Raw genomic sequence first — 23341 nt, 5'->3', positions numbered from 1 at the left:
ATGCAGCTGCTCGGGTTCTCGGCCAGCCAGGTTCACCCGCTCGCCACACTGGACGCAGCCAGGGACTTCCTGGCAGGCAACGCGGCCGCCCGCTTTGTCTGGGCCGATTTCAACACTGAAGAAGTCGCGCCAGCGCCCGCCGCATGGCGCGACGGCCTGATTGCGCTCACCGGCGCGCCCATCCTCGACCTGCACCTGGTCGATGCCACCAATCCTGCGCATCCGTCGTTCTTCGACACGACCAATGCGTATGACATGGTGATCTTTCGCAAGCTCACGTTCGAGACCAGTCGCCTGTTTGCTGAAGCGGAAGCTACGCATGCAGCGGAAGGCACAGGCGCAGCACTGGGTACGCTTGGTGTGTCGGCCATGCCCGCCTCAGGGGCAGTAAATGCTTCGTCGGGAGCGACATCGATGGCACCGCCGGCCACGTCTTTGGCGGGCTCGTCAGTCGACTACTCGAGCTCTGCCTCGCTCGCGTCGGCCGCAGCCTCGGCTTCTTCGACTACTTCATCGACCACGGCTGCGCCGCCGAAGTCCGCACCCCAGAAGGCATCGCGGAAGTACCCACCTGGCTTCCTGCCCGCGCTCGCACGCATCGACACCCAGCCCGTTGCGTTTTTTGTCTTCGACAATGTGCTGGTAACGATACGGCCCGGTCCATCGCGCACGATCGATCAGGTGCGCCAACGCTTGCTGGAGCTCTGTGGCGCGCCACGGCCAGCAGCATCGCAGGCCAATGGCTCGGCGGCTTTGGTTCATGGCATACGGCCGCCCACGCGGCCGGAGGACCTGATGCTGCGCCTGCTCAATGCGATGGTCGATCGCTACCTGGATCTGCGCGCTCCGCTGACGCGCCAGTTGGATCGATGGCAGCGAGCGCTACTGAGCACGCGCAGGAGCTTTTCCAGCTGGGAGGGACTACTCGACGCCCGCATCCAATTGCGTCGGCTCGAGCACCTGAGCGAAGAGCAACGCGACGCGCTGCAGGAATTCAGGGACAGCCTGCTCGACAACCGTTACAGCACAGAAGGAACGGAGGGTGCAAGCGGCAGCGCGGCGAGTCGGGACGACGTATTGCTCGTGCGTATCACCGACCTGATGGAGCACATCCTGCGCGTGCTGGCGCATACCCGGCGTCTGGAGGACTCGATCGAGTCTGCTGTGCAAATCCACTTCTCGGCGGTGGCGCACAGAACCAACCGAACCATGCGCACGCTGACTGTGATCACGGCGCTGTTCATGCCGCTGACGCTGATCACGGGCATTTTCGGGATGAACTTTGATCGCATGCCCTGGCTACGGGAGCCTCAGGGCTTCTGGTGGTCCATCGGCTTGATGGGCGCCGTGGTCGCCGTCATTGGTGCAATCTGGGGCCTGGGTCGCTTGCTGGACCGCTGACACCCCGCCCCGGTCAGATCCTTGCCTGCGGGCCGAACGCCCGTTCAAGACTATCCAGGAAGCGGCGCGCCGGTTGGTAGCCAATAACGCGGACCGGTCGCTCGCGACCATCGGGGCCAAACAGAATGATGCCCGGCGGCCCAAACAGACCGAAGCGCTTGAGCAGCGCCCGATCGTCGGCATTGTTGGCAGTTACATCGGCCTGCAGCAATACAACGTCCGCGAGCCGGGCCCGCACCTTGGCATCCGGGAACGTCAGCTTCTCCATTTCCTTGCAGCTGACGCACCAGTCGGCGTAGAAATCGAGCAGGACAGGTCGACCCGCTGTCGCGGCCTGCGCTACACGAGCATCGAGTTCTGCGATGGATCGTACGCGTTCGAAGCGAATGGCTTCCACACGAGGCGCCTGAGCACCACCTGACGACAGGCTCAGATGAGATAACGGCTGCAGCGGATCCCGACCGCCTGACGCCAGGCCCACGAGCTGAATGGCTCCTGCCAACGCGGCAAGTAGACCAATTCCCTTACCTAGCCGCAGCAGGCCACGCGGATCGGGGCCGAGTGAATCAAAAGCGCCCAGGTACACGGCGGCGACAATCAGCAACATGGCCCAGGCTGCCATGACGATCCACACCGGGACGACGGGCGTCACCATCCAGATCGCCACGCCGAGCAGCAGGAAGCCGAAGAATCGTTTGGTGGCTTCCATCCATTTCCCGGCACGTGGCAGCAGGTTGCCGGCGCCCACGCCCACCAGTACCAAGGGGACGCCCATGCCCAGTGCCATGGCAAGCAGTGCGCCACCACCGGTCATGGCGTCCCCAGTCTGCGCGATATAAGCCAGCGCACCCGCGAGCGGGGCGGTAACGCACGGGCCGACAATCAGCGCCGAGATGGCTCCCATCGCAACCGCGCCGACTATTTGGCCACCCTGGCGGCGATTCGAAGACGCAGTGAGGCGGGTCTGCCAGCGCTGCGGCAACTGAAGTTCGTAAAGACCGAACATCGACAGCGCCAGGACGACCATCAGCATCGCGAATGTGCCGAGTATCCAGGGCGTTTGCAGCGCAGCTGAAAGCCCTTCACCAGCCAGTCCCGCCGCCACGCCTACCGCCGTATAGACGACGGCCATGCCGAGCACGTAGGCCAGCGACACGACGAAGGCACGGCCTCGCGTCACGTGCTCGCCGACGACGATCGACGAGAGGATCGGTATCATCGGCAATACGCAGGGTGTGAAAGTGAGCAACAAGCCCAGCCCAAAGAACAACGCGGCGATCACACCGAGATTGCGACTGGCCAGCGCCCCCGCGATGCGGTCGTTGTCGTCGCTCAGTGCGATTCTGCGAGCCGGTGCAGGGCCGGCGGCGGTTGGGACATTGTCGTCAGTAGAGGGGCTCGCGCCGGACGGTGTCGTTGCGGACGTAGCGGGTGCCGCGGGCGTCGATCGCACCGGCGCTCCCCGGTCGCCGAACAGGCCCCCGAGTACCGAGCCACCGACCTTGTACACGCTCTCCATCGGCGGATAGCAAAGCCCCTTGTCCGCACAGCCTTGGGACGTCACCACGAGCGACCAGCGGCCATCCGCAGGCACGCCATCGAAGGGAACCCTGACAACCACGCTGCCCCGGTACGTTTCCATGTCCTTCCCGAACGTCTCGTCGAAATGGACCTTGCCCTGCGGCATCACTGGCGCGCCCAGTTTGACCGTTGCCGGCTGGGTCGCAAACGCAAAGCGCTCCCGGTATAAGTAGTAGCCATCGGCCACGTTGAAGCGGACCTCGATGGTCTTGGCATCGATCTGCTTCGCCGCGAATCGGAACGCCTGCTCGGGCGGCAGGAAGTCGTCCTCCGAAGCGGCATGCGCGACGGTATTGAGCATCAGGCAGGCGCAAATCATGAGCAAGGCTGCGACGATATGTCGCAGCCCGTTTGCCAGCCTCGCACCGGTTTTCAACCCTATTCCGATGCTCATACCCGTCATTCCCATATTCGTGTTCCGATGCTTCGAGAGTCTTCTACGGCCGCGCCGTCTGCCCCGGTGGCTTAGGCGGGCGCCGAGGGGCGACCGGTTGCTTCATCGCGCACCCAGGTCAGATAGGGTTGGAAGCCGGCCGCCACCGGCCACGCGACGAGCTCGGGTACATCATAGGGATGCTCCGCGCGAACCACCGCTTCCAGCGCGGCATATTGCCCTTGTGTGGTCTTGATCAGCAATGGCCACTCCTGCGCCTGCTCCAGCCCGCCCTGCCACCAGTACTCGGACTGGCAAGGTGACAGGCGGTTCACGCACGCTGCCACGCGGGCTTCCAGTATGGCCCGGGCCATGCGTGTCGCTGCGGCTTCATCCGGCAGGTTTGTCATCGCCATGAGCACCGATTCTGGCGCCTCTCCGGCGGACCGGATCTGAGCGGATTCTGAAACAGTCATGTCGTCCTCGCCATCGTCGCCAGTATCCAGTGCACAAAACAAAAGAGCCAGGCAATAAGCCTGGCTCGATTGTAAAGCGGCGCACGCGAACCCGTCATCGCTGACGGGCTACGGCCATCACCTTATTCCGCAGCTTCTTCGGCCGGGGCTTCGGTGATTTCCGGACGATCCACCAGTTCGACCAGCGCCATCGGCGCGTTATCGCCCTGACGGAAGCCGAACTTCAGGATACGGGTGTAGCCGCCCGGACGAGCGTTGTAACGCGGACCCAGTTCGGTGAACAGCTTGGTAACCATGTCGCGATCGCGCAGACGGGCGAAAGCCAGACGGCGGTTGGCAACGGTGTCCTTCTTGGCCAGCGTGATCAGGGGCTCGACAACCTTGCGCAGTTCCTTGGCCTTGGGCAGGGTGGTCTTGATCAGCTCGTGCTGGAACAGCGAGTTGGACATGTTGCGCAGCATCGCGAGACGGTGCGACGAGGTGCGGTTAAGTTTCCGCAAACCATGACGGTGACGCATGATGATTCCTTTCTTGTTTCAGTGTTTGACCAGCTCTTCTATCGCCTCCGCAAAACAGCGCGGGCGCGGGCCGGTAGTGCTTCAATGCCTCGGGCAAAATGCCTGCGGCGCGATGACAAGCGGGAGCGCGTCGCCGCGGCCCCGCATCGTCAATTACTTCTCCAGGCCTGCGGGCGGCCAGTTCTCGAGCTTCATGCCGAGCGTCAGGCCACGGGAGGCGAGGACTTCCTTGATCTCGTTGAGCGACTTGCGACCCAGGTTCGGGGTCTTGAGCAGTTCGTTCTCGGTACGCTGGATCAGGTCGCCGATATAGTAGATGTTCTCGGCCTTCAGGCAGTTGGCCGAACGCACCGTCAGTTCCAGGTCGTCGACCGGGCGCAGCAGGATTGGATCGATCTGCGGCGTGCGGCTCGACGCGGCCTCGGCGGCGGACTCGGTACCTTCCAGCGCTGCGAACACGGACAACTGATCAACCAGGATACGAGCCGACTGACGAATCGCTTCCTCCGGCGAGATCACGCCGTCGGTTTCGATGTTCATCACCAGCTTATCCAGGTCGGTACGCTGTTCCACACGCGCCGACTCCACCGCGTACGATACACGGCGGACTGGCGAGAACGAAGCGTCCAGAACGATGCGGCCGATGACCTTGCCGCTCTCGTCGCCGAACTTGCGCACGTTGCCCGGCACGTAGCCGCGGCCTTGTTCGACCTTGATCTGCATGTCCAGCTTGCCGCCGGCGGACAGATGGGCGATCACGTGATTCGGGTTGATGATTTCCACGTCGTGCGGCAGCTCGATATCTGCAGCCGTGACCACGCCTTCTCCATCCTTGCGCAACGACACTGTGACTTCGTCGCGGTTGTGGAGCTTGAACACCACGCCCTTCAGGTTGAGGAGCAGGTTGACGACGTCTTCCTGCACGCCATCAATGGTGGAATACTCGTGGACGACCCCAGCGATCGTGACTTCGGTCGGCGCATAGCCGACCATCGACGACAGCAGCACGCGACGCAGGGCGTTACCGAGCGTATGGCCGTAACCGCGCTCAAACGGCTCCATCACGACTTTGGCGTGATGGTCGCCAAGCGGTTCAACGGCGATGATTTTTGGCTTGAGGAGTGCTGTTTGCATTAGGTTGTCCTTTTCAATACCCTCGGCTCGTTACACCGATAAGGCTGACGTTTGGAACCTGAAAATCCCATCGCACGATGGGCAATAAGCCCGACGCGCCGCAAAGCGCGTCGGGCTGAAAGCTAAGCCTTGTGATGAAGGCAAGCGCTGAACCGTTCGATGATCGATCCGGCGATTAACGCGAATACAATTCGACGATCAGGCTTTCGTTGATATCGCCAGAGATATCGGCGCGATCAGGGGCTTGCTTGAAGGTGCCTTCGAACTTCTTGGAGTCCACCGCCACCCAGGTCGGGAAGCCCGACTGCTCGGCCAGCGACAGCGCTTCGGCAATACGGACCTGCTTCTTCGATTGCTCACGTACCGTCACCACGTCGCCTGCCTTGATCTGGGCCGACGGCACGTTCAGGGCCACGCCGTTCACCAGGATGGCCTTGTGCGACACCAGCTGACGCGCTTCAGCGCGCGTCGAGCCGAAGCCCATGCGATACACGACGTTGTCCAGGCGCGATTCCAGCAGTTGCAGCAGGTTTTCGCCGGTGTTGCCCTTGCGGCGGTCGGCTTCAGCGAAGTAGCGACGGAACTGGCGCTCGAGCACACCGTAGATGCGCTTGACCTTCTGCTTTTCACGCAGCTGGTTGCCGTAGTCGGACGTGCGGGCACCCGAAGTGCGGCCGTGTTGGCCAGGCTTGCTGTCCAGCTTGCACTTGTCGGCCAGCGAGCGACGGGCGCTCTTCAGGAACAGATCGGTGCCTTCGCGGCGGGAAAGTTTGGCCTTCGGGCCGGTATAACGTGCCACTTTATCTTCCTTTGATCGATCGCGACGCCATTCAGACGCGCCGCGAGTCCGTCATCCACGTGTGCGACGGACGGTGGGCTTATGGTTCTTCATCCGCAGCGGCCTGAGCCACCCGGAGGCAACGCAAAAGCATGACAGTGTCGTCCGCATTGCGGCGGCCAAGACAGGCCGCCAGATTGTGCAGACGCAAAACGAAAACCTGCCGCAACGAATTGCAGCAGGTCAGCGCGCGATACTACCACATCGCGGAGGCAAGAGAGAAATCCCCTTCTCGCCTCCGGCACACCAAAGCGATTAGATACGACGGCGCTTCGGCGGACGGCAGCCGTTGTGCGGCACTGGCGTCACATCTTCGATCACGGCGATCTTGATACCCAGCGCGTTCAGCGCGCGGACAGCCGATTCACGGCCAGGGCCGGGGCCCTTGATGCGCACTTCCAGGTTCTTGATACCCTGGTCTTGTGCGACACGGCCGGCGTTTTCGGCAGCGACCTGAGCAGCGAAGGGGGTCGACTTGCGCGAACCCTTGAAGCCCTGGCCACCAGCGGTCGCCCACGACAGGGCGTTACCCTGGCGGTCGGTGATCGTGATGATGGTGTTGTTGAACGAGGCGTGGACGTGCGCAATGCCGTCGGCAACGTTCTTCTTGACCTTCTTACGCGCGCGCTGGGCGGCGTTGTTCGGACCTTTTGCCATTAGTTTCTTCCTATGCCTTCGGCTTTACTTCTTCAGAGCCACGCCGGCCTTACGCGGACCCTTACGGGTGCGGGCGTTGGTGCGGGTACGCTGGCCGCGCATCGGCAGGCCCCTGCGGTGACGGACGCCACGATAGCAACCAAGGTCCATCAGACGCTTGATATTCATCGTGGTTTCGCGACGCAGGTCACCCTCAACCGTGACCTTACCCACTTCGTCACGAAGCTTTTCCAGGTCGGCGTCGGTCAGGTCCTTGACCTTCTTGTCAAAAGGAACACCGGTGGCCTCGCAGATCTTGCGAGCGCGCGAGCGGCCGATACCGTAAATAGCCGTCAGGCCGATTTCGGTATGCTTGTGGTTCGGGATGTTAACCCCTGCGATACGTGCCATTCGTCAATCCTCTTTCCGATTAGCCTTGGCGTTGCTTGTGGCGGGGATCCGACGAGCAGATCACGCGCACGACACCGTTGCGCTTGATAATTTTGCAGTTGCGGCAAATGCGCTTCACAGAAGCCAGCACTTTCATGATTTTCCTCTTCCTTCAATTCCTGTTCGCTTCACTTCGTCCGGAAGACGATGCGTGCGCGTGACAGATCATATGGGGTCAGCTCGACAGTCACCTTGTCACCCGGAAGAATCCGGATGTAGTTCATTCGCATCTTGCCCGATATGTGCCCCAGTACTATGTGGCCATTTTCAAGCTTGACGCGGAACGTCGCGTTGGGGAGATTTTCCAGGACCTCCCCGTGCATCTGGATGACGTCGTCTTTTGCCATACCTAGAGCCAGCCTGTACCAGACCTTCTTCAGCGCAAGGTCAGGTTACCCTTGAAATTCGCCTTCTTCAGAAGCGACTCATACTGCTGCGACATGACATAGGACTGTACCTGTGCCATGAAGTCCATCGTGACGACCACGATGATCAGCAGCGAGGTTCCGCCGAAATAGAACGGAACGTTCCAGCGCAGCACCAGGAATTCCGGCAACAGGCAGACCAGCGTGATGTAAATCGCACCAGCCAGCGTCAGGCGCACCAGGATCTTGTCGATATAGCGCGTCGTTTGCTCGCCCGGACGGATGCCCGGAATGAAGGCACCGCTTTTCTTCAGGTTATCCGCAACTTCCCGACTGTTGTAAACCAGAGCCGTATAGAAGAAGCAGAAGAAAATAATTGCAGCAGCGTACAGCAGGATGTAGACCGGCTGGCCCGGCGACAGCGTGGCAGCCAGGTCCTTGATGAACCGGCCAACCGCACCTGTCGAGTCAGACGTAAACCAGCCCGCGATCGTCGCCGGGAACAGGATGATCGACGATGCAAAGATCGGCGGAATCACCCCGGCCATGTTCAGCTTCAGAGGCAGGTGCGACGACTGACCGCCGTACACCTTGTTGCCAACCTGACGCTTCGCATAGTTCACCAGGATCTTGCGCTGGCCACGCTCGACAAACACCACGGCGAAGGTCACACCAGCCACGATTGCCACGATCAGGATCGACGCAATAATGCTCATGGAACCCGTACGGACCAGTTCGAACAGTCCGCCGATCGCATTGGGCAAGCCCGCAGCGATACCACCGAAAATGATGATCGAGATGCCGTTGCCCAGACCACGCTCGGTGATCTGCTCACCCAGCCACATCAGGAACATCGTACCGGTCACCAGCGTGATCACCGCCGTCGCCCGGAACATCAGGCCCGGATCAATCACCAACCCAGGCTGCGACTCCAGCGCGACTGCAATCGACAGCGCCTGGAAGGTGGCCAGAACCACTGTGCCATAGCGCGTGTACTGCGTGATCTTGCGCTGCCCTGCCTGCCCTTCCTTCTTCAGCGACTCCAGCTGCGGCAGCACGATCGTCAGCAGTTGCATGATGATCGACGCCGAGATGTACGGCATGATGCCGAGCGCGAAGACGGTAAAGCGCGACAGCGCACCGCCCGAGAACAGGTTGAACATCCCGAGGATGCCACCCGACTGACTCTGGAAAAGCTTCGCGAGCTGTTCCGGATCGATCCCCGGCACCGGAATATGTGCGCCGATGCGGTAAACGATCAGGGCCAGCACCAGGAACATCAGCCGGCGCTTGAGATCGCCGTACTTCGCCGTGTTCCTGGCTTGCGCGCTTGCATTGGGTTTCGCCGTGGCCAAACGATGCTCCGACTGTGACTTCGCCTATGCTGCGAATACTGCTGCGAAATTACGCAGCGATCTGGCCGCCAGCGGCTTCGATCGCGACCTTGGCACCAGCGGTGGCGCCCAGACCCTTGATCGTTACCTTGCGGGTCAGCTCGCCGGCCTTGATGACCTTTGCGCTCTTGACGAGATCGCCCACCAGGCCAGCTTGCTTCAGGACCAGCAGGTCCACTTCAGCAGCTTCCAGGCGTTCGATGTCACGCAGGGTCACCTCAGCGGTGAATGCCTTGGTCAGCGAGGTAAAACCACGCTTCGGCAGGCGACGATACAGCGGCATTTGACCGCCTTCGAAGCCCACCTTGTGGAAGCCGCCCGAACGCGACTTCTGACCCTTGTGACCGCGACCGGCGGTCTTGCCCAGGCCGGAGCCGATACCGCGGCCGACGCGACGCTTGGCGTGCTTCGAACCGGCAGCCGGTTTCAGGTTGTTCAGTTGCATGTTGCTCTCCGAGTCCCCGGTATCAGGCCAGAACCTTGACCAGGTACGAGACCTTGTTGATCATGCCGCGCACGGCGGGCGTGTCCTGCAGCTCCGACACCGAATTGATGCGGCGCAGGCCCAGACCACGTACGGTGGCGCGATGATCCTCGCGCGTGCCGATCAGGCTGCGCACGAGTTGCACTTTTACGGTTTTCTGCGACATTTCGTTCACCTTAGCCGAGGATGTCTTCGACCGACTTGCCACGCTTGGCAGCAATCTCGCCCGGCGTGCTCATCTTCTGCAGACCGTCGATGGTAGCGCGGACCATGTTGTAAGGGTTGGTCGAGCCGTGCGACTTCGTCACCACGTTCGTCACGCCCATTACTTCGAAGATCGCGCGCATCGGACCACCGGCGATCACGCCAGTACCTTCCTTCGCGGGCATCATCAGCACCTTGGCGGCGCCGTGCTTGCCGATCACCTCGTGCTGCAGCGTGCCGTTCTTCAGCGAGACCTTGACCATCTTGCGACGGGCTTCGTCCATTGCCTTTTGCACGGCCACCGGAACTTCCTTGGCCTTGCCCTTGCCCATGCCGATGCGGCCATCGCCGTCACCAACCACAGTCAGCGCAGCGAAACCGAGAATCCGGCCACCCTTCACCACCTTGGTGACGCGGTTGACCGAGATCATCTTCTCGCGGAGGCCGTCGTCGCGTTCGTCCTGCTGGACTTTTGCTTGCATCTTTGCCATGACGTATCTCTCTCTATGCGCTTAGAACTTGAGGCCGGCTTCGCGCGCAGCGTCAGCCAGGGCCTTCACGCGGCCGTGGAAGCGGAAGCCCGCGCGGTCGAACGCAACGGTTTCCACACCGGCAGCCTTTGCCTTCTCGGCAACGCGCTTGCCCACCACGGTGGCGGCGGCAACGGTCGCGCCGCTGCCGGTCAGTTCTTTGCGCACTTCTGCTTCGGCGGTCGAAGCCGATGCCAGCACTTGCGTGCCGCACGGCGAGAACACCTGAGCGTAAATGTGCGAATTCGTACGGAACACGGTCAGACGGCTGACTTTCATCTCCGCGATCTTGGCGCGGGTCTGACGTGCACGGCGCAAACGAGCGTCTTTCTTGTTCATCATTGCACCCCTTACTTCTTCTTGGTTTCCTTCAGGATGACGCGCTCGTCGGCGTAGCGAACACCCTTGCCCTTGTAGGGCTCAGGCGGACGGTACGCGCGAACTTCCGCGGCAACCTGACCGACTTTCTGCTTGTCCGCACCCTTGATGATGATCTCGGTCTGCGTCGGCGTTTCCGCCTTCACGCCTTCCGGCATCTCATGGATCACGTCGTGCGAGAAACCAAGCTGGAGCTTCAGCGCAGCACCTTGCAGCTGGGCACGGTAGCCCACGCCAACCAGGGTCAGCTTGCGCTCGAAACCGGCGGTTACACCCTTGACCATGTTGGCCACCAGGGCGCGCATGGTGCCTTGCAGGGCGTTTGCTTCACGCGATTCGTCAACCGGCGAGAAGGTCAGCGTGCCGTTATCGACATTGACCTTGACCAGGCTGTGAATCGGCTGCGACAGCGTGCCGAGCGGGCCCTTAACGGAGAGCACGCCAGCCGCTACATTCACTTCCGCGCCTTTCGGCAGCGCGATGGGAGCTTTACCTACACGGGACATAGTTTGCTCCTTACGCGACGTAGCAGAGAACTTCGCCGCCCACGCCAGTGGCACGTGCCTTGCGGTCCGTCATCAGACCCTGCGGGGTCGAGATGATCGCGACGCCCAGGCCGTTCATCACTTGGGGGATCTCGCTGCGGCCCTTGTACACGCGCAGGCCGGGCTTCGAAACGCGTTCAATGCGCTCGATGACCGGACGGCCGGCGTAGTACTTCAGACCGATGCTCAGTTGTGCCTTGCCGCCTTCTTCCTGCACTGCGAAGTCGTCGATGTAGCCTTCGTCCTTCAGGACCTTGGCGATCGCCGCTTTCAGCTTCGACGAGGGCATGACCACCGACGCCTTCTGCACGCCCTGGGCGTTGCGGATGCGCGTCAGCATATCGGCGATAGGATCGCTCATGCTCATACTGTTTCTCCTGTAGCCTGTGCGTAATTACCAGCTGGCTTTCGTCAGACCCGGGATTTCGCCCTTGAAGGCGATTTCGCGGATCTTGTTACGCGCCAGGCCAAACTTGCGGAAGGTACCGCGGGGACGACCGGTGATCGCGCAGCGGTTACGCTGGCGGGTCGGGTTCGCGTTGCGCGGGAGCTGTTGCAGCTCGAGACGCGCCAGATAACGCTCTTCTTCCGACTTTTCTTGGTCGTCAATAATGGCCTTGAGGTTTGCGCGCTTGGCGGCGTATTTTGCCACCAGCTTGGCGCGCTTCTTCTCACGTTCAATCAGAGCCAGTTTAGCCACGGTTACCCCTTAATTACGGAACGGGAACTTGAACGCATTCAGAAGAGCCTTGGCTTCCTCGTCGTTCTTTGCCGTCGTCGTGATGCTGATGTTCAGACCACGCAGTGCGTCGATCTTGTCGTACTCGATCTCGGGGAAAATAATCTGCTCTTTCACACCGATGTTGTAGTTGCCGCGACCATCGAACGAACGGCCCGACACACCACGGAAGTCACGCACGCGCGGCAGGGCCACGGTCACGAAACGATCGAGGAATTCGAACATGCGCTCGCCGCGCAGGGTCACCATCGCACCGATGGGATAGCCCTGGCGGATCTTGAAGCCGGCGATGGCCTTCTTGGCCTTCGTCACAACCGGCTTCTGACCGGCGATCTTCGTCAGGTCGCCCACGGCCAGTTCAATGACCTTCTTGTCATTGATGGCTTCACCGAGACCCATGTTCAGGGTGATCTTGGTGATGCGCGGCACTTCCATGACCGACTTGTAGCCGAACTGCTCGATCAGCGCCGGCACAACCTTTTCTTTGTAAAACTCTTGCAGACGTGCTGCCATGCTCAACTCCTATCTGTGCCCAGAATCAAGCAGCCACGACGGCACCGGTCGTCTTCAGGAAGCGCACGCGCTTACCGTCTTCGACCTTGAAACCGACGCGCGACGGCTTGCCATTGGCATCCACGAGCGCAATGTTGGAAATATGCAGCGGCATGACCTTGTCGACCACACCACCGGTGGTGCCCAGCATCGGGTTCGGGCGAGCGTGCTTCTTGGCAACGTTCACGCCCTCTACCGCAACCTTGTCGCCGAGCACGGCTTGCACGGTACCGCGCTTGCCCTTGTCTTTGCCGGTCAGGACGATGACTTCGTCGCCTTTGCGAATCTTGTTCATGGCGGCTCCTTACAGCACTTCCGGCGCGAGCGACACGATCTTCATGAAGCGCTCGGTACGGAGTTCACGAGTCACCGGCCCGAAGATACGGGTGCCGATCGGCTCGAGCTTGGTGTTCAGCAGGACAGCTGCATTGCTGTCGAACTTGACGAGCGAACCGTCCGCGCGGCGCACGCCCTTGGCGGTACGCACGACGACGGCATTGTAGATATCGCCCTTCTTCACGCGACCGCGCGGCGCTGCGTCCTTGACGGTCACCTTGATGATGTCGCCCACGCTCGCATAGCGGCGCTTGGACCCACCCAGCACTTTGATGCACAGCACTTCGCGCGCACCAGTGTTATCGGCCACTTCGAGCCGGCTTTCTGTCTGAATCATGGTGTTTGTCTTCCCAACTTAATCCGCTGAACCCAACAGATATCGAGTCCACCGGTCAGTCTTGGTCCCGTCGGCAACCAGCTTTGCGCCAGCACCGTTTGGGTTGATCAACTTTGAAGTCGGTAGTTACCGGGCAACCTGAAATTCAGGACCGCCTGGCCTTGGCTCGCTTCAGAGGCCCGCCTGGGTGATGCTGCTAGGGCGAACGCAATAAAGCGGAAGTCCAGGATTATAGCACATAACCCTGGACTTGCAAGTCAACCAAGAACTGTTGTTCTTAGATGACGCGTGCAGCTTCTACCAGCCGGGAAACCACCCAGGACTTGGTCCGCGACAGCGGACGCGTTTCCTGGATCTCGACCTTGTCGCCTTCCTTGTACTGGTTGGCTTCGTCGTGTGCGTGGTACTTCTTGGAACGCAGCACGTACTTGCCGTACAGGGGATGCTTGACGCGGTTTTCGATCAGGACCGTGACGGTCTTGTCCATCTTGTCGCTAACGACACGGCCTACGAGAGTCCGGCGAAGCGACGTTTCAGTCTTTGCAGCTTCAGTCATTTCGCGTTCGCCTTTTCGCTCAGCACGGTTTGCACACGCGCGATGTCCTTGCGCACCTTCTTCAGCTGGCTGCTGTTCTGCAGCTGCTGGGTGGCCTTTTGCATGCGCAGGCTAAATTGGGCCTTCAGCAGCTCGGAGAGCTCCTGGTTCAGGCCTGCGGCGTCCTTGCCGCGAAGTTCGGATGCTTTCATCCCTGCTCTCCTTACGTCCCGACCTGACGCACCACGAAATTCGTGGCGATCGGCAGCTTGGCGGCCGCAAGGCGGAACGCCTCACGCGCCAGCTCTTCGCTCACGCCATCCATTTCGTACAGCATCTTGCCCGGCTGAATCTCAGCCACGTAGTATTCCGGATTGCCCTTACCGTTACCCATACGGACTTCGGCGGGCTTCTTCGAAATCGGCTTGTCCGGGAAAATCCGGATCCAGATGCGGCCGCCACGCTTGATGTGACGGGTCATCGCACGACGTGCCGACTCGATCTGACGCGCGGTCAGACGACCACGTCCCATTGCCTTCAGGCCAAACTCGCCGAAAGACACGGCGTTGCCACGGGTAGCCTTACCCGTGTTGCGGCCTTTCTGCTCCTTGCGATACTTCCTGCGCTTAGGTTGCAGCATTCTTATTCTCCACTCTTCGCATCTGCGCCAGGCGCAGCGCGGCGACCGGCGCCAGCACCGGCGCCACCGCGACGGTTGCCACCCGGACGGCCGCCTTCGCCTTCACGGCGACGACCTTCCGGACGACCCGGGCGACGACGACGGTCTTCCTGGGGCTCTTCCACCACGGGCGCTTCGTTGCGACCCAGGTGATCACCCTTGTAGACCCACACCTTGACACCGATGATGCCGTAGGTGGTTTCGGCTTCGGAGAAGCCGTAGTCGATGTCGGCGCGCAGGGTGTGCAGGGGCACACGACCTTCGCGGTACCACTCGGTACGCGCGATTTCGATACCGTTCAGACGACCCGAGCTCATGATCTTGATGCCCTGGGCACCCAGGCGCATCGCGTTCTGCATCGCGCGCTTCATTGCGCGACGGAACATGATGCGACGCTCGAGCTGTTGAGTAATCGAGTCGGCGATCAGCTGCGCATCGGTTTCCGGCTTGCGGATTTCCTCGATGTTCACGTGCACGGGTACACCCATGCGACGTTGCAGTTCGGCCTTCAGCAGTTCGATGTCCTCACCCTTCTTGCCGATCACCACGCCCGGACGCGAGCTGTAAATGGTGAGACGGGCATTGCGGGCAGGGCGCTCGATCACGACACGGCCAACCGATGCGTTCTTGAGCTTCTTCTTCAGAAATTCGCGAACTTCGATGTCTTCTTTCAGCATGCCGGCGAACTTCGTGTTGTTGGCGTACCAACGCGAAGCCCAGTTACGGCTGACGGCCAGACGGAAGCCAGTCGGATGAATCTTCTGTCCCATCGTGACTCCTTAGTTGCCGAGCGTCACAGTGATGTGACAAGTTTGTTTCTCGATGCGGTTGCCGCGGCCCTTTGCCCGTGCGGTGAAGCGCTTGAGCGAGGTCGCCTTGTCGACGAAGATCGACTTGACCTTCAGGTCGTCGATATCGGCGCCTTCGTTGTGCTCAGCATTGGCGATGGCCGACTCGACCACCTTCTTCACGATCCCGGCAGCCTTTTTCGGGCTGAACGTCAGGACATTGAGCGCGCGCTCGATCGGCAGACCACGGATCTGGTCAGCGACCAGGCGCGTCTTCTGGGCGGAGATGCGGGCACCGCGATGAATCGCTTTCACTTCCATGATGGCACCTTACCTCTTCGCTTTCTTGTCAGCCGCATGGCCCTTGAACGTGCGGGTGAGCGCAAATTCGCCGAGCTTGTGGCCAACCATGTTTTCCGTAACGTACACCGGCACGTGTTGACGGCCGTTGTGAACGGCGATCGTCAGGCCGATGAACTCCGGCAGAATGGTCGAGCGACGCGACCAAGTCTTGATGGGCTTCTTGTCCTTGCCGCCCGTGGCCGCTTCCACCTTTTTCAGCAGGTGGGCGTCACAGAACGGACCCTTTTTTGCGGAACGTGTCATGTTCTAGGCTCCTACCTACCGATTAACGCTTGTGGCGCTTCTGCACGATCATGCTGGCAGTGCGCTTGTTGCTGCGGGTACGGTAACCCTTGGCCGGGGTACCCCACGGGGAAACCGGATCGCGACCAGCGGCGGTCTTGCCTTCACCACCACCGTGCGGGTGGTCCACCGGGTTCATCACCACACCGCGAACGGTCGGGCGAATACCACGCCAGCGAGTTGCACCGGCCTTGCCGATGACGCGCAGGCTGTGCTCTTCGTTGCCCACTTCACCGATGGTGGCGCGGCACTCGATGTGCACGCGACGCACTTCACCGGAGCGCAGACGCACCTGAGCGTACACGCCTTCACGGGCCAGCAGCACGGCGGAACCGCCAGCAGCGCGGGCGATCTGGGCACCCTTGCCAGGCAGCATTTCCACGTTGTTGATCGTGGTACCGACCGGGATGTTGCGGATCGGCAGGTTGTTGCCAGCCTTGATCGGCGCTTCCGCGCCATTCAGCAGCGACTGGCCGGCTACCATGCCCTTGGTGGCGATGATGTAGCGGCGCTCGCCGTCAGCGAACAGCACCAGCGCGATATTGGCGCTGCGGTTCGGATCGTATTCCAGGCGCTCGACCTTGGCGGGGATTCCGTCCTTGTCGTTGCGCTTGAAGTCGACCACACGGTAGTGGTGCTTATGACCACCGCCCTTGTGACGGGTGGTGATGTGGCCGTTATTGTTACGACCCGACTTCTGGAATTGCTTTTCCAGCAGCGGTGCGTGCGGCGCGCCCTTGTGCAGGTCGTTGTTCACGACCTTCACCATCGAGCGACGGCCCGGGGAAGTCGGCTTGGTCTTGACGAGTGCCATGATTACTTGGCCTCCGCTTCAAAATTGATTTCCTGACCCGGCTTCAGCGACACGTAAGCCTTCTTTACGTGGTTGCGACGGCCCATGAAGCGGCCAAAGCGCTTTTGCTTGCCCTTCTGGTTCAGGATCTGAACGGACTGCACCTCGACCTTGAACAGCAGTTCGACGGCGGCCTTCACTTCTGCCTTGTCGGCATCACGAGCCACTTCGAACACGACCTGTTCATTCTTGTCGGCGACCAGGGTTGCCTTTTCGGAAACCACCGGCGCGAGCAGCACCTGCATCAAACGATGATCGTTCTTGGCTACTTGCGTCATTTCAGCAACTCCTCGATCTGCGCGACAGCCGCCTTGGTCACCAGCACTTTCTTGTAGTGCACGAGCGACAGCGGATCAGCCTGACGCGGCTCCACAACAGCCACGTGCGGCAGGTTGCGGGATGCCAGGTAGAGATTTTCGTCGAGGCTATCGGTGATGATCAGCACCGAGTCCAGGCCCATGGCCTTGAACTTGTCGGCCAAGAGCTTGGTCTTGGGCGCATCGACGGTGAAACCGTCCACCACATTGATACGACCTTCACGTGCGAGCTGCGAGTAAATCGAGCGCATACCGGCACGGAACATCTTCTTGTTGACCTTCTGGCTGAAGTTCTCTTCCGGCGAATTCGGGAAGATACGGCCGCCCCCGCGCCACAGCGGCGAGGAAGACATACCGGCACGAGCACGGCCCGTACCCTTCTGGCGCCAAGGCTTCTTGGTCGTGTGCTTGACCTCTTCACGATCCTTCTGCTTACGGTTGCCGCTACGAGCGTTGGCCTGGTAAGCAACTACGATCTGGTGAACGAGGGCTTCGTTGTAGTCACGGCCGAACACTTCGGGCGACGCGGCAACGCCGGCGCCGATTTGACCGTTGTCCTGGAGGAGCTTGAGTTCCATTACATGCGCTCCTTAAGCTTTGGCCTTGACGGCCGGAGTAACGATGACCTTGCCGCCCTTGGAACCGGGGATGGCGCCCTTGACCAGCAGGAGCTTGCGCTCTGCGTCGATCTTGGCGATTTCCAGGTTCTGGACGGTGCGGGTGACGTCACCCAGGTGACCCGTCATGCGCTTGCCGGGGAACACACGGCCCGGATCCTGCGCCATACCGATGGAACCCGGCACGTTGTGCGAACGCGAGTTACCGTGGCTGGCACGACCCGATGCGAAGTGGTAGCGCTTGATGGTACCGGCGTAGCCCTTACCGATGCTCACGCCCTGCACGTCGATTTTCTGACCAACCTGGAACAGGTCGACAGACAGCGAGCTGCCAGCTTGCAGCTCGGCAGCCTTGGCTGCATCGATGCGGAATTCTTTGATGACTTCACCGGCTTCCACGCCGGCTTTGGCGAGGTGACCCGCCAGCGGCTTGGTGACGCGGCTTGCGCGCCGGCTGCCGAAGGTGACTTGAACCGCGGTGTAACCGTCGGTCTCGTCCGTCTTGATTTGCGTCACGCGGTTGTCGCCGACCTCGACCACGGTAACGGGAATCGAATCACCGTCGTCCGTGAAAATACGGGTCATGCCAACCTTGCGACCTACAAGGCCAAGGCTCATGGTTTGCTCCATTCCCAGCTGCGATTGGCCGGGGCTGATTAATACACGAAAACTGTGTGAGTGCGGGTTGCGCGAAAGAGATTGCGCACGACCAAAACGGTCCCCACTACCCGGAGAAACGGGTAGCCTTACACTATATCGCACTAATTTGGAAAGGGCAACATGCGATGCGCTTTTTCCTCTGCGGTGCACGCTCACGTGTTTTTTTGCGGCGTTTCCAGCATAAACACGGTGCGATGCACGAGATAGCGTGCGAATCGGTGAGCGGGAATCGTGCGGCGGTCAATCGCTGCCGTTCGGGCCGGCGCGATCCGGCGCCTCCAGCCCCCAGTCACCGAAGTCCAGCCAGTCATCGCCGAGTAATTCGAGCGGATGCTGCGTGCGACCCGAACCATTGCCGCATCCCATGGCATCCGCCGGGCAATATTTATCGCAGCCCCAGCAGATGCGCTCGGGATGCTTGGGATGGAGAGGAAACTTCTTTGCCATCGCGGTCGGCTGAAACAGGTTCGGGCACATGCCCCACCCGTCGACGTATAGCCTAGACGCCGCCGCCCGACTCGTCCGATTGCACGAGATTTGGCACAGATCAAATTCGTGATGCCCGCCCAACCGACTTCGACCAGGCTCACACCAAAGCAAAAACGGCGAACTCACGTTCGCCGTCTTCTTGCTGCAACAAGCCGGAGACCCCGGCCCGAAGCACCTTACACCTTGATCTCGACGTCCACGCCGGCCGGCAGATCCAGCTTCATCAGCGCGTCAACGGTCTTGTCCGTCGGGTCGACGATGTCCATCAGGCGCTGGTGGGTGCGGATCTCGAACTGATCGCGGCTGGTCTTGTTGACGTGCGGCGAACGCAGGATGTCGAAGCGCTGAATGCGCGTCGGCAACTGCTTAGTCGAGGATCTTTGCCACGACGCCGGCGCCGACGGTACGGCCGCCTTCACGGATAGCGAAGCGCAGACCTTCTTCCATGGCGATCGGGGCGATCAGCTTGACGGTGATCGACACGTTGTCACCCGGCATCACCATTTCCTTGTCCTTCGGCAGCTCGATCGAGCCCGTCACGTCGGTCGTACGGAAGTAGAACTGCGGGCGGTAGTTGTTGAAGAACGGCGTGTGACGACCGCCTTCGTCCTTCGACAGGATGTACACCTCGCCGGTGAAGTGCGTGTGCGGCTTGATCGAACCCGGCTTGCACAGCACCTGGCCGCGCTCCACGTCTTCGCGCTTCGTGCCGCGCAGCAGCAGACCCACGTTGTCGCCAGCCTGACCTTGATCCAGCAGCTTGCGGAACATTTCCACGCCGGTGCAGGTGGTCTTCACCGTCGGGCGGATACCCACGATTTCGATTTCTTCACCGACCTTCACCACGCCACGCTCGATACGGCCGGTCACCACCGTGCCACGACCCGAGATCGAGAACACGTCTTCCACCGGCATCAGGAACGTGCCGTCCACAGCGCGCTCCGGCGTCGGGATGTACGTGTCCAGCGCGTCGGCCAGGTTCATGATGGCCACTTCGCCCAGCTCGCCCTTGTCGCCTTCCAGCGCCAGCTTGGCCGAACCCTTGATGATCGGGGTGTCGTCGCCGGGGAAGTCGTACTTCGACAGGAGTTCGCGCACTTCCATTTCGACGAGCTCGAGCAGCTCGGCGTCATCCACCATGTCGCACTTGTTCAGGAACACGATGATGTACGGCACGCCAACCTGGCGGGCCAGCAGGATGTGCTCACGCGTCTGCGGCATCGGGCCGTCAGCGGCCGAGCACACCAGGATCGCGCCGTCCATCTGGGCGGCACCCGTGATCATGTTCTTCACATAGTCAGCGTGGCCCGGGCAGTCAACGTGCGCGTAGTGGCGGTTGGCCGTTTCGTACTCGACGTGCGCGGTGTTGATGGTAATACCGCGTGCCTTTTCTTCCGGCGCTGCRTCGATTTCGTCGTACTTCTTGGCGGCGCCACCGAACTTCGAGGCCAGCACCGTGGCAATCGCTGCCGTCAGCGTCGTCTTGCCGTGGTCAACGTGACCAATCGTACCTACGTTCACGTGCGGCTTGGTCCGCTCGAACTTTTCCTTTGCCATGTTTCAGCTCCTAATGGAATACAGTCTGATTCAATTCTTTGCACCACCACGCAGGTCATGCGTGGCGGTGAAGCGTCTTTTTACTTGCCCTTGGCCGTCATCACGGCTTCGGCGATGTTCTTCGGTGCCTCGGAGTAGTGCTTGAATTCCATGGTGTACGTGGCGCGGCCTTGCGTGGCCGAGCGCAGCGACGTGGAATAACCGAACATTTCCGACAGCGGGACTTCGGCCTTGATGATCTTGCCGCCGCCCACCATGTCGTCCATGCCCTGCACGATGCCGCGGCGGGACGACAAGTCGCCCATCACGGTACCCGTGTAGTCTTCCGGCGTTTCCACTTCCACGGCCATCATCGGCTCGAGCAGAACCGGGCTGGCCTTGCGCATGGCTTCCTTGAAAGCCATCGAGCCGGCCATGCGGAACGCGTTTTCGTTCGAGTCCACGTCGTGGTACGAACCGAACGTCAGCGTGACCTTCACGTCCACCACCGGGAAGCCAGCCAGGATACCGGTCGGCAGCGTGTCGACGATACCCTTTTCGACCGCCGGGATGTATTCGCGAGGAATCACACCGCCCTTGATGGCGTCGATGAACTCGAAGCCCTTGCCCTGCTCTTGCGGTTCCAGCGTGATCACAGCGTGACCGTACTGGCCGCGGCCGCCCGACTGCTTGACGAACTTGCCCTCGACGTCTTCGGCCTTCTTGCGAATGGTTTCGCGGTAGGCCACCTGCGGCGCGCCGATGTTGGCTTCCACGCCGAATTCGCGCTTCATGCGGTCGACCAGAATTTCGAGGTGGAGCTCGCCCATGCCCGAAATGATGGTCTGACCCGATTCTTCATCGGTACGCACGCGGAACGACGGATCTTCAGCGGCCAGGCGGTTCAGGGCGATGCCCATCTTTTCCTGGTCAGCCTTGGTCTTCGGCTCGACGGCCTGCGAGATCACCGGCTCCGGGAACACCATGCGCTCGAGCACGATCGGTGCAGCCGGATCGCACAGCGTGTCGCCCGTGGTGGCGTCCTTCAGACCCACTGCAGCGGCGATGTCGCCGGCCAGCACTTCCTTGATTTCTTCGCGCTGGTTGGCATGCATCTGCAGAATACGGCCGAGGCGTTCCTTCTTGCTCTTGACCGGGTTGTACACGGTGTCGCCCGAATTGATCTTGCCCGAGTAGACGCGGAAGAAGATCAGCTGACCAACGAACGGGTCGGTCATGATCTTGAACGCCAGTGCCGAGAACTTTTCGTTGTCGTCAGCCTTGCGCTCGAGCTTCTTCTCGCTGTCGTCCTCGTCCGTGCCCGTAACCGGCGGAATGTCGACCGGCGACGGCAGGAAGTCGATCACGGCGTCGAGCATACGCTGCACGCCCTTGTTCTTGAACGCCGTGCCGCACAGCATCGGCTGGATTTCGCAGGCGATGGTACGGTCACGCAACGCCTTGACGATCTCGGCGCGGGTCAGCTCTTCGCCGCCCAGGTACTTTTCCATCAGCTCTTCGCTGGCTTCGGCGGCGGACTCGACCATCTTCTCGCGCCATTCTTCAGCGGTGGCTTGCAGCTCAGCCGGGATGTCCTGGTATTCGAACTTCACGCCCTGGCTGGCTTCGTCCCAAATGATCGCCTTCATTTCCAGCAGATCGACGACGCCCTGGAAGCCGTCTTCAGCGCCGATCGGCACCACGACGGGCACCGGGTTGGCCTTCAGGCGGGTCTTCAGCTGGTCGTAGACCTTGAAGAAGTTCGCGCCGGTACGGTCCATCTTGTTGACGAATGCCAGACGCGGCACGCCGTACTTGTTGGCCTGACGCCAGACGGTTTCCGACTGGGGCTGCACGCCACCCACTGCGCAGTACACCATGCACGCGCCGTCCAGCACGCGCATGGAACGCTCCACCTCGATGGTGAAGTCCACGTGGCCCGGGGTGTCGATGATGTTGAAGCGGTGCTCGGGGTAGTTGCCGGCCATTCCCTTCCAGAAGGCCGTGGTGGCAGCGGAGGTGATCGTGATGCCACGCTCCTGCTCCTGCTCCATCCAGTCCATGGTGGCCGCGCCATCATGCACTTCACCGATCTTGTGGTTCACACCGGTGTAGAACAGGATCCGCTCGGTCGTGGTGGTTTTACCCGCGTCAATGTGAGCCGAAATACCGATATTGCGGTAGCGCTCAATGGGAGTCTTACGAGCCACTTTAATCCTCTATTCGTCCGTGAGGCGCCGGCATCTCATGCCCCGCGCCCCTAACACAAACGGGCGAGATGTGTAAAAACACAGCCCGCCCGGCAACCAACAACGTTTCTCGCGCGCTTTAGAAGCGGAAGTGCGAGAACGCCTTGTTGGCTTCGGCCATGCGGTGCACTTCGTCGCGCTTCTTCATCGCGCCGCCACGGCCTTCCGATGCTTCCAGCAGCTCACCTGCCAGGCGCAGCGCCATCGACTTCTCGCTGCGTTTTTTCGCGGCCTCGCGCAGCCAACGCATCGCCAATGCCAAACGACGCGACGGACGGACTTCGACCGGAACCTGATAGTTGGCGCCGCCCACGCGACGGCTCTTCACTTCCACCACCGGCTTCACGTTGTTGATCGCAACGGAAAACACTTCGATGGGGGCCTTGCCTGCCTTCTTCTCGATCTGGTCGAACGCGCCGTACACGATACGTTCGGCAACCGACTTCTTGCCGTCCAGCATCAGCACGTTCATGAACTTGGCAACTTCAACGTTGCCGAACTTCGGATCAGGCAGAACGTCCCGCTTGGGGACTTCACGACGACGTGGCATCTTCTTTCCTTTAGATTCAGTTGAGAGCGCGATCAGATATTTCCCGCTCTCCGGCCACCAACTAGCTTGCTCGCAGCAAATTCGCCGGGTGACCACTTACTCGACGGCACGGCGCATAAACGCTCCGTTTTACCGCCGCCTGGTGACAGCAC

General features: G+C 61.0%; 35 protein-coding genes and 1 pseudogene. 1 reads left to right on the top strand and 35 read right to left on the bottom strand.

All coding sequences use genetic code 11. The features are described from left to right. Nucleotides 1-1401, top strand: a complete 1401-nt coding sequence (locus AC1DOX_RS18810; RefSeq protein WP_441619465.1) for a magnesium transporter CorA family protein — start codon at nt 1-3, stop codon at nt 1399-1401. A gap of 13 nt (nt 1402-1414) precedes the next feature. Here the strand turns inward: AC1DOX_RS18810 and dsbD are convergent, their stop codons facing one another. From dsbD to rpsG, 35 genes and pseudogenes are all read right to left on the bottom strand, one after another. After that, entirely contained in the window at nt 1415-3376 is a 1962-nt protein-coding gene (gene dsbD / locus AC1DOX_RS18805; RefSeq protein WP_441619463.1) for a protein-disulfide reductase DsbD, read from the bottom strand. A gap of 71 nt (nt 3377-3447) precedes the next feature. Beyond that, complete coding sequence (gene cutA / locus AC1DOX_RS18800) at nt 3448-3771, bottom strand: divalent-cation tolerance protein CutA (protein WP_441619461.1); 324 nt, start codon at nt 3769-3771, stop codon at nt 3448-3450. Nucleotides 3772-3953: 182 nt separating this feature from the next. Next, on the bottom strand, nt 3954-4349 hold the full coding sequence (gene rplQ, locus AC1DOX_RS18795; RefSeq protein WP_011299296.1) for a 50S ribosomal protein L17: 396 nt from the start codon (nt 4347-4349) through the stop codon (nt 3954-3956). A 153-nt stretch (nt 4350-4502) separates the two neighbouring features. Further along, nucleotides 4503-5483 (bottom strand): DNA-directed RNA polymerase subunit alpha, encoded by a 981-nt coding sequence (locus tag AC1DOX_RS18790; RefSeq protein WP_010812374.1) that lies wholly within the window; start codon nt 5481-5483, stop codon nt 4503-4505. Nucleotides 5484-5658: 175 nt separating this feature from the next. Further along, a complete protein-coding gene (rpsD, locus tag AC1DOX_RS18785; RefSeq protein ID WP_092141216.1) occupies nt 5659-6282 on the bottom strand; it encodes a 30S ribosomal protein S4 in 624 nt (207 codons plus the stop codon). A 294-nt stretch (nt 6283-6576) separates the two neighbouring features. Next, the gene (gene rpsK, locus AC1DOX_RS18780) at nt 6577-6978 is read right to left on the bottom strand and encodes a 30S ribosomal protein S11 (RefSeq protein WP_008642963.1); all 402 of its coding nucleotides are present in this window, start codon (nt 6976-6978) and stop codon (nt 6577-6579) included. Between the two features lie 24 nt (nt 6979-7002). Further along, nucleotides 7003-7368, bottom strand: a complete 366-nt coding sequence (gene rpsM, locus AC1DOX_RS18775; RefSeq protein WP_039007551.1) for a 30S ribosomal protein S13 — start codon at nt 7366-7368, stop codon at nt 7003-7005. A 19-nt stretch (nt 7369-7387) separates the two neighbouring features. After that, nucleotides 7388-7504: a 50S ribosomal protein L36 gene (rpmJ, locus tag AC1DOX_RS18770; RefSeq protein WP_008642959.1), complete on the bottom strand. Its 117-nt coding sequence runs from the start codon at nt 7502-7504 to the stop codon at nt 7388-7390. Between the two features lie 31 nt (nt 7505-7535). Further along, nucleotides 7536-7754 carry a translation initiation factor IF-1 gene (gene infA, locus AC1DOX_RS18765; RefSeq protein ID WP_092141219.1) on the bottom strand — a complete coding sequence of 73 codons (219 nt, stop codon included), beginning with the start codon at nt 7752-7754 and terminating at the stop codon, nt 7536-7538. Nucleotides 7755-7783: 29 nt separating this feature from the next. Then, entirely contained in the window at nt 7784-9127 is a 1344-nt protein-coding gene (gene secY / locus AC1DOX_RS18760; RefSeq protein WP_441619457.1) for a preprotein translocase subunit SecY, read from the bottom strand. 49 nt (nt 9128-9176) lie between these two features. Further along, a complete protein-coding gene (rplO, locus tag AC1DOX_RS18755) occupies nt 9177-9611 on the bottom strand; it encodes a 50S ribosomal protein L15 (protein WP_441619455.1) in 435 nt (144 codons plus the stop codon). Nucleotides 9612-9633: 22 nt separating this feature from the next. Next, complete coding sequence (gene rpmD, locus AC1DOX_RS18750) at nt 9634-9816, bottom strand: 50S ribosomal protein L30 (RefSeq protein WP_010812381.1); 183 nt, start codon at nt 9814-9816, stop codon at nt 9634-9636. Nucleotides 9817-9826: 10 nt separating this feature from the next. Further along, complete coding sequence (gene rpsE, locus AC1DOX_RS18745) at nt 9827-10345, bottom strand: 30S ribosomal protein S5 (RefSeq protein ID WP_092141225.1); 519 nt, start codon at nt 10343-10345, stop codon at nt 9827-9829. Nucleotides 10346-10366: 21 nt separating this feature from the next. After that, a complete protein-coding gene (rplR, locus tag AC1DOX_RS18740; protein ID WP_092141294.1) occupies nt 10367-10723 on the bottom strand; it encodes a 50S ribosomal protein L18 in 357 nt (118 codons plus the stop codon). Between the two features lie 11 nt (nt 10724-10734). Then, nucleotides 10735-11268 carry a 50S ribosomal protein L6 gene (gene rplF, locus AC1DOX_RS18735; RefSeq protein ID WP_441619452.1) on the bottom strand — a complete coding sequence of 178 codons (534 nt, stop codon included), beginning with the start codon at nt 11266-11268 and terminating at the stop codon, nt 10735-10737. Nucleotides 11269-11278: 10 nt separating this feature from the next. Next, the gene (gene rpsH, locus AC1DOX_RS18730) at nt 11279-11674 is read right to left on the bottom strand and encodes a 30S ribosomal protein S8 (protein WP_092141231.1); all 396 of its coding nucleotides are present in this window, start codon (nt 11672-11674) and stop codon (nt 11279-11281) included. Between the two features lie 27 nt (nt 11675-11701). After that, entirely contained in the window at nt 11702-12007 is a 306-nt protein-coding gene (gene rpsN / locus AC1DOX_RS18725) for a 30S ribosomal protein S14 (protein WP_092141234.1), read from the bottom strand. A 9-nt stretch (nt 12008-12016) separates the two neighbouring features. Then, nucleotides 12017-12559: a 50S ribosomal protein L5 gene (rplE, locus tag AC1DOX_RS18720; RefSeq protein WP_092141237.1), complete on the bottom strand. Its 543-nt coding sequence runs from the start codon at nt 12557-12559 to the stop codon at nt 12017-12019. Nucleotides 12560-12584: 25 nt separating this feature from the next. Further along, entirely contained in the window at nt 12585-12893 is a 309-nt protein-coding gene (gene rplX, locus AC1DOX_RS18715) for a 50S ribosomal protein L24 (protein WP_092141240.1), read from the bottom strand. A 9-nt stretch (nt 12894-12902) separates the two neighbouring features. Further along, nucleotides 12903-13271 carry a 50S ribosomal protein L14 gene (gene rplN / locus AC1DOX_RS18710; protein WP_017225233.1) on the bottom strand — a complete coding sequence of 123 codons (369 nt, stop codon included), beginning with the start codon at nt 13269-13271 and terminating at the stop codon, nt 12903-12905. A 277-nt stretch (nt 13272-13548) separates the two neighbouring features. After that, the gene (gene rpsQ, locus AC1DOX_RS18705) at nt 13549-13827 is read right to left on the bottom strand and encodes a 30S ribosomal protein S17 (RefSeq protein ID WP_008642939.1); all 279 of its coding nucleotides are present in this window, start codon (nt 13825-13827) and stop codon (nt 13549-13551) included. Continuing rightward, the gene (rpmC, locus tag AC1DOX_RS18700; RefSeq protein WP_092141243.1) at nt 13824-14018 is read right to left on the bottom strand and encodes a 50S ribosomal protein L29; all 195 of its coding nucleotides are present in this window, start codon (nt 14016-14018) and stop codon (nt 13824-13826) included. The genes rpsQ and rpmC overlap by 4 nt, the downstream gene beginning before the upstream one ends. Before the next feature lie 11 nt (nt 14019-14029). Next, entirely contained in the window at nt 14030-14446 is a 417-nt protein-coding gene (gene rplP / locus AC1DOX_RS18695) for a 50S ribosomal protein L16 (protein ID WP_006576240.1), read from the bottom strand. 2 nt (nt 14447-14448) lie between these two features. Next, nucleotides 14449-15255 carry a 30S ribosomal protein S3 gene (rpsC, locus tag AC1DOX_RS18690; RefSeq protein ID WP_441619449.1) on the bottom strand — a complete coding sequence of 269 codons (807 nt, stop codon included), beginning with the start codon at nt 15253-15255 and terminating at the stop codon, nt 14449-14451. A 9-nt stretch (nt 15256-15264) separates the two neighbouring features. Then, nucleotides 15265-15594 (bottom strand): 50S ribosomal protein L22, encoded by a 330-nt coding sequence (rplV, locus tag AC1DOX_RS18685; RefSeq protein ID WP_092141249.1) that lies wholly within the window; start codon nt 15592-15594, stop codon nt 15265-15267. A 9-nt stretch (nt 15595-15603) separates the two neighbouring features. Beyond that, nucleotides 15604-15879, bottom strand: a complete 276-nt coding sequence (gene rpsS / locus AC1DOX_RS18680) for a 30S ribosomal protein S19 (protein ID WP_039007581.1) — start codon at nt 15877-15879, stop codon at nt 15604-15606. 22 nt (nt 15880-15901) lie between these two features. Next, the gene (gene rplB / locus AC1DOX_RS18675; RefSeq protein ID WP_441619446.1) at nt 15902-16732 is read right to left on the bottom strand and encodes a 50S ribosomal protein L2; all 831 of its coding nucleotides are present in this window, start codon (nt 16730-16732) and stop codon (nt 15902-15904) included. A gap of 2 nt (nt 16733-16734) precedes the next feature. After that, complete coding sequence (gene rplW, locus AC1DOX_RS18670; RefSeq protein WP_092141252.1) at nt 16735-17049, bottom strand: 50S ribosomal protein L23; 315 nt, start codon at nt 17047-17049, stop codon at nt 16735-16737. Continuing rightward, nucleotides 17046-17666, bottom strand: coding sequence for a 50S ribosomal protein L4 (gene rplD, locus AC1DOX_RS18665; protein WP_029047583.1), 621 nt, complete (start codon nt 17664-17666; stop codon nt 17046-17048). Before rplD ends, rplW begins: the two co-directional genes overlap by 4 nt. Nucleotides 17667-17678: 12 nt before the next feature. Beyond that, nucleotides 17679-18323 (bottom strand): 50S ribosomal protein L3, encoded by a 645-nt coding sequence (gene rplC / locus AC1DOX_RS18660; RefSeq protein WP_092141255.1) that lies wholly within the window; start codon nt 18321-18323, stop codon nt 17679-17681. A 282-nt stretch (nt 18324-18605) separates the two neighbouring features. Then, nucleotides 18606-18812, bottom strand: coding sequence for a DUF3079 domain-containing protein (locus AC1DOX_RS18655; RefSeq protein WP_441619443.1), 207 nt, complete (start codon nt 18810-18812; stop codon nt 18606-18608). 218 nt (nt 18813-19030) lie between these two features. Then, nucleotides 19031-19216: pseudogene (rpsJ, locus tag AC1DOX_RS18650) on the bottom strand (30S ribosomal protein S10); the annotation flags it as partial. A gap of 4 nt (nt 19217-19220) precedes the next feature. Beyond that, nucleotides 19221-20411 (bottom strand): elongation factor Tu, encoded by a 1191-nt coding sequence (gene tuf / locus AC1DOX_RS18645; protein WP_092144099.1) that lies wholly within the window; start codon nt 20409-20411, stop codon nt 19221-19223. Nucleotides 20412-20491: 80 nt separating this feature from the next. Continuing rightward, a complete protein-coding gene (gene fusA, locus AC1DOX_RS18640) occupies nt 20492-22600 on the bottom strand; it encodes an elongation factor G (protein WP_477101649.1) in 2109 nt (702 codons plus the stop codon). A 118-nt stretch (nt 22601-22718) separates the two neighbouring features. Next, on the bottom strand, nt 22719-23189 hold the full coding sequence (rpsG, locus tag AC1DOX_RS18635) for a 30S ribosomal protein S7 (RefSeq protein WP_010810459.1): 471 nt from the start codon (nt 23187-23189) through the stop codon (nt 22719-22721). Nucleotides 23190-23341 lie beyond the last annotated feature (152 nt).

It is taken from the genome of Cupriavidus sp. 01L415 (assembly GCF_056400065.1).
The sequence above is the reverse complement of the archived record's forward strand: the minus strand, read 5'-3'. Positions and strand labels throughout refer to the sequence as shown.

Excerpts from the sequence above, each read along its gene's own strand:
- AC1DOX_RS18810 (WP_441619465.1), top strand. The coding sequence starts at position 1 with ATGCAGCTGCTCGGGTTCTCGGCCAGCCAGGTTCACCCGCTCGCCACA.
- dsbD (WP_441619463.1), bottom strand. The coding sequence starts at position 3,376 with ATGAGCATCGGAATAGGGTTGAAAACCGGTGCGAGGCTGGCAAACGGG.
- cutA (WP_441619461.1), bottom strand. The coding sequence starts at position 3,771 with ATGGCGATGACAAACCTGCCGGATGAAGCCGCAGCGACACGCATGGCC.
- rplQ (WP_011299296.1), bottom strand. The coding sequence starts at position 4,349 with ATGCGTCACCGTCATGGTTTGCGGAAACTTAACCGCACCTCGTCGCAC.
- AC1DOX_RS18790 (WP_010812374.1), bottom strand. The coding sequence starts at position 5,483 with ATGCAAACAGCACTCCTCAAGCCAAAAATCATCGCCGTTGAACCGCTT.
- rpsK (WP_008642963.1), bottom strand. The coding sequence starts at position 6,978 with ATGGCAAAAGGTCCGAACAACGCCGCCCAGCGCGCGCGTAAGAAGGTC.
- rpsM (WP_039007551.1), bottom strand. The coding sequence starts at position 7,368 with ATGGCACGTATCGCAGGGGTTAACATCCCGAACCACAAGCATACCGAA.
- rpmJ (WP_008642959.1), bottom strand. The coding sequence starts at position 7,504 with ATGAAAGTGCTGGCTTCTGTGAAGCGCATTTGCCGCAACTGCAAAATT.
- infA (WP_092141219.1), bottom strand. The coding sequence starts at position 7,754 with ATGGCAAAAGACGACGTCATCCAGATGCACGGGGAGGTCCTGGAAAAT.
- rplO (WP_441619455.1), bottom strand. The coding sequence starts at position 9,611 with ATGCAACTGAACAACCTGAAACCGGCTGCCGGTTCGAAGCACGCCAAG.
- rpmD (WP_010812381.1), bottom strand. The coding sequence starts at position 9,816 with ATGTCGCAGAAAACCGTAAAAGTGCAACTCGTGCGCAGCCTGATCGGC.
- rpsE (WP_092141225.1), bottom strand. The coding sequence starts at position 10,345 with ATGGCAAAGATGCAAGCAAAAGTCCAGCAGGACGAACGCGACGACGGC.
- rplR (WP_092141294.1), bottom strand. The coding sequence starts at position 10,723 with ATGAACAAGAAAGACGCTCGTTTGCGCCGTGCACGTCAGACCCGCGCC.
- rplF (WP_441619452.1), bottom strand. The coding sequence starts at position 11,268 with ATGTCCCGTGTAGGTAAAGCTCCCATCGCGCTGCCGAAAGGCGCGGAA.
- rpsH (WP_092141231.1), bottom strand. The coding sequence starts at position 11,674 with ATGAGCATGAGCGATCCTATCGCCGATATGCTGACGCGCATCCGCAAC.
- rplE (WP_092141237.1), bottom strand. The coding sequence starts at position 12,559 with ATGGCAGCACGTCTGCAAGAGTTTTACAAAGAAAAGGTTGTGCCGGCG.
- rplX (WP_092141240.1), bottom strand. The coding sequence starts at position 12,893 with ATGAACAAGATTCGCAAAGGCGACGAAGTCATCGTCCTGACCGGCAAA.
- rplN (WP_017225233.1), bottom strand. The coding sequence starts at position 13,271 with ATGATTCAGACAGAAAGCCGGCTCGAAGTGGCCGATAACACTGGTGCG.
- rpsQ (WP_008642939.1), bottom strand. The coding sequence starts at position 13,827 with ATGACTGAAGCTGCAAAGACTGAAACGTCGCTTCGCCGGACTCTCGTA.
- rpmC (WP_092141243.1), bottom strand. The coding sequence starts at position 14,018 with ATGAAAGCATCCGAACTTCGCGGCAAGGACGCCGCAGGCCTGAACCAG.
- rplP (WP_006576240.1), bottom strand. The coding sequence starts at position 14,446 with ATGCTGCAACCTAAGCGCAGGAAGTATCGCAAGGAGCAGAAAGGCCGC.
- rpsC (WP_441619449.1), bottom strand. The coding sequence starts at position 15,255 with ATGGGACAGAAGATTCATCCGACTGGCTTCCGTCTGGCCGTCAGCCGT.
- rplV (WP_092141249.1), bottom strand. The coding sequence starts at position 15,594 with ATGGAAGTGAAAGCGATTCATCGCGGTGCCCGCATCTCCGCCCAGAAG.
- rpsS (WP_039007581.1), bottom strand. The coding sequence starts at position 15,879 with ATGACACGTTCCGCAAAAAAGGGTCCGTTCTGTGACGCCCACCTGCTG.
- rplB (WP_441619446.1), bottom strand. The coding sequence starts at position 16,732 with ATGGCACTCGTCAAGACCAAGCCGACTTCCCCGGGCCGTCGCTCGATG.
- rplW (WP_092141252.1), bottom strand. The coding sequence starts at position 17,049 with ATGACGCAAGTAGCCAAGAACGATCATCGTTTGATGCAGGTGCTGCTC.
- rplD (WP_029047583.1), bottom strand. The coding sequence starts at position 17,666 with ATGGAACTCAAGCTCCTCCAGGACAACGGTCAAATCGGCGCCGGCGTT.
- rplC (WP_092141255.1), bottom strand. The coding sequence starts at position 18,323 with ATGAGCCTTGGCCTTGTAGGTCGCAAGGTTGGCATGACCCGTATTTTC.
- AC1DOX_RS18655 (WP_441619443.1), bottom strand. The coding sequence starts at position 18,812 with ATGGCAAAGAAGTTTCCTCTCCATCCCAAGCATCCCGAGCGCATCTGC.
- rpsG (WP_010810459.1), bottom strand. The coding sequence starts at position 23,189 with ATGCCACGTCGTCGTGAAGTCCCCAAGCGGGACGTTCTGCCTGATCCG.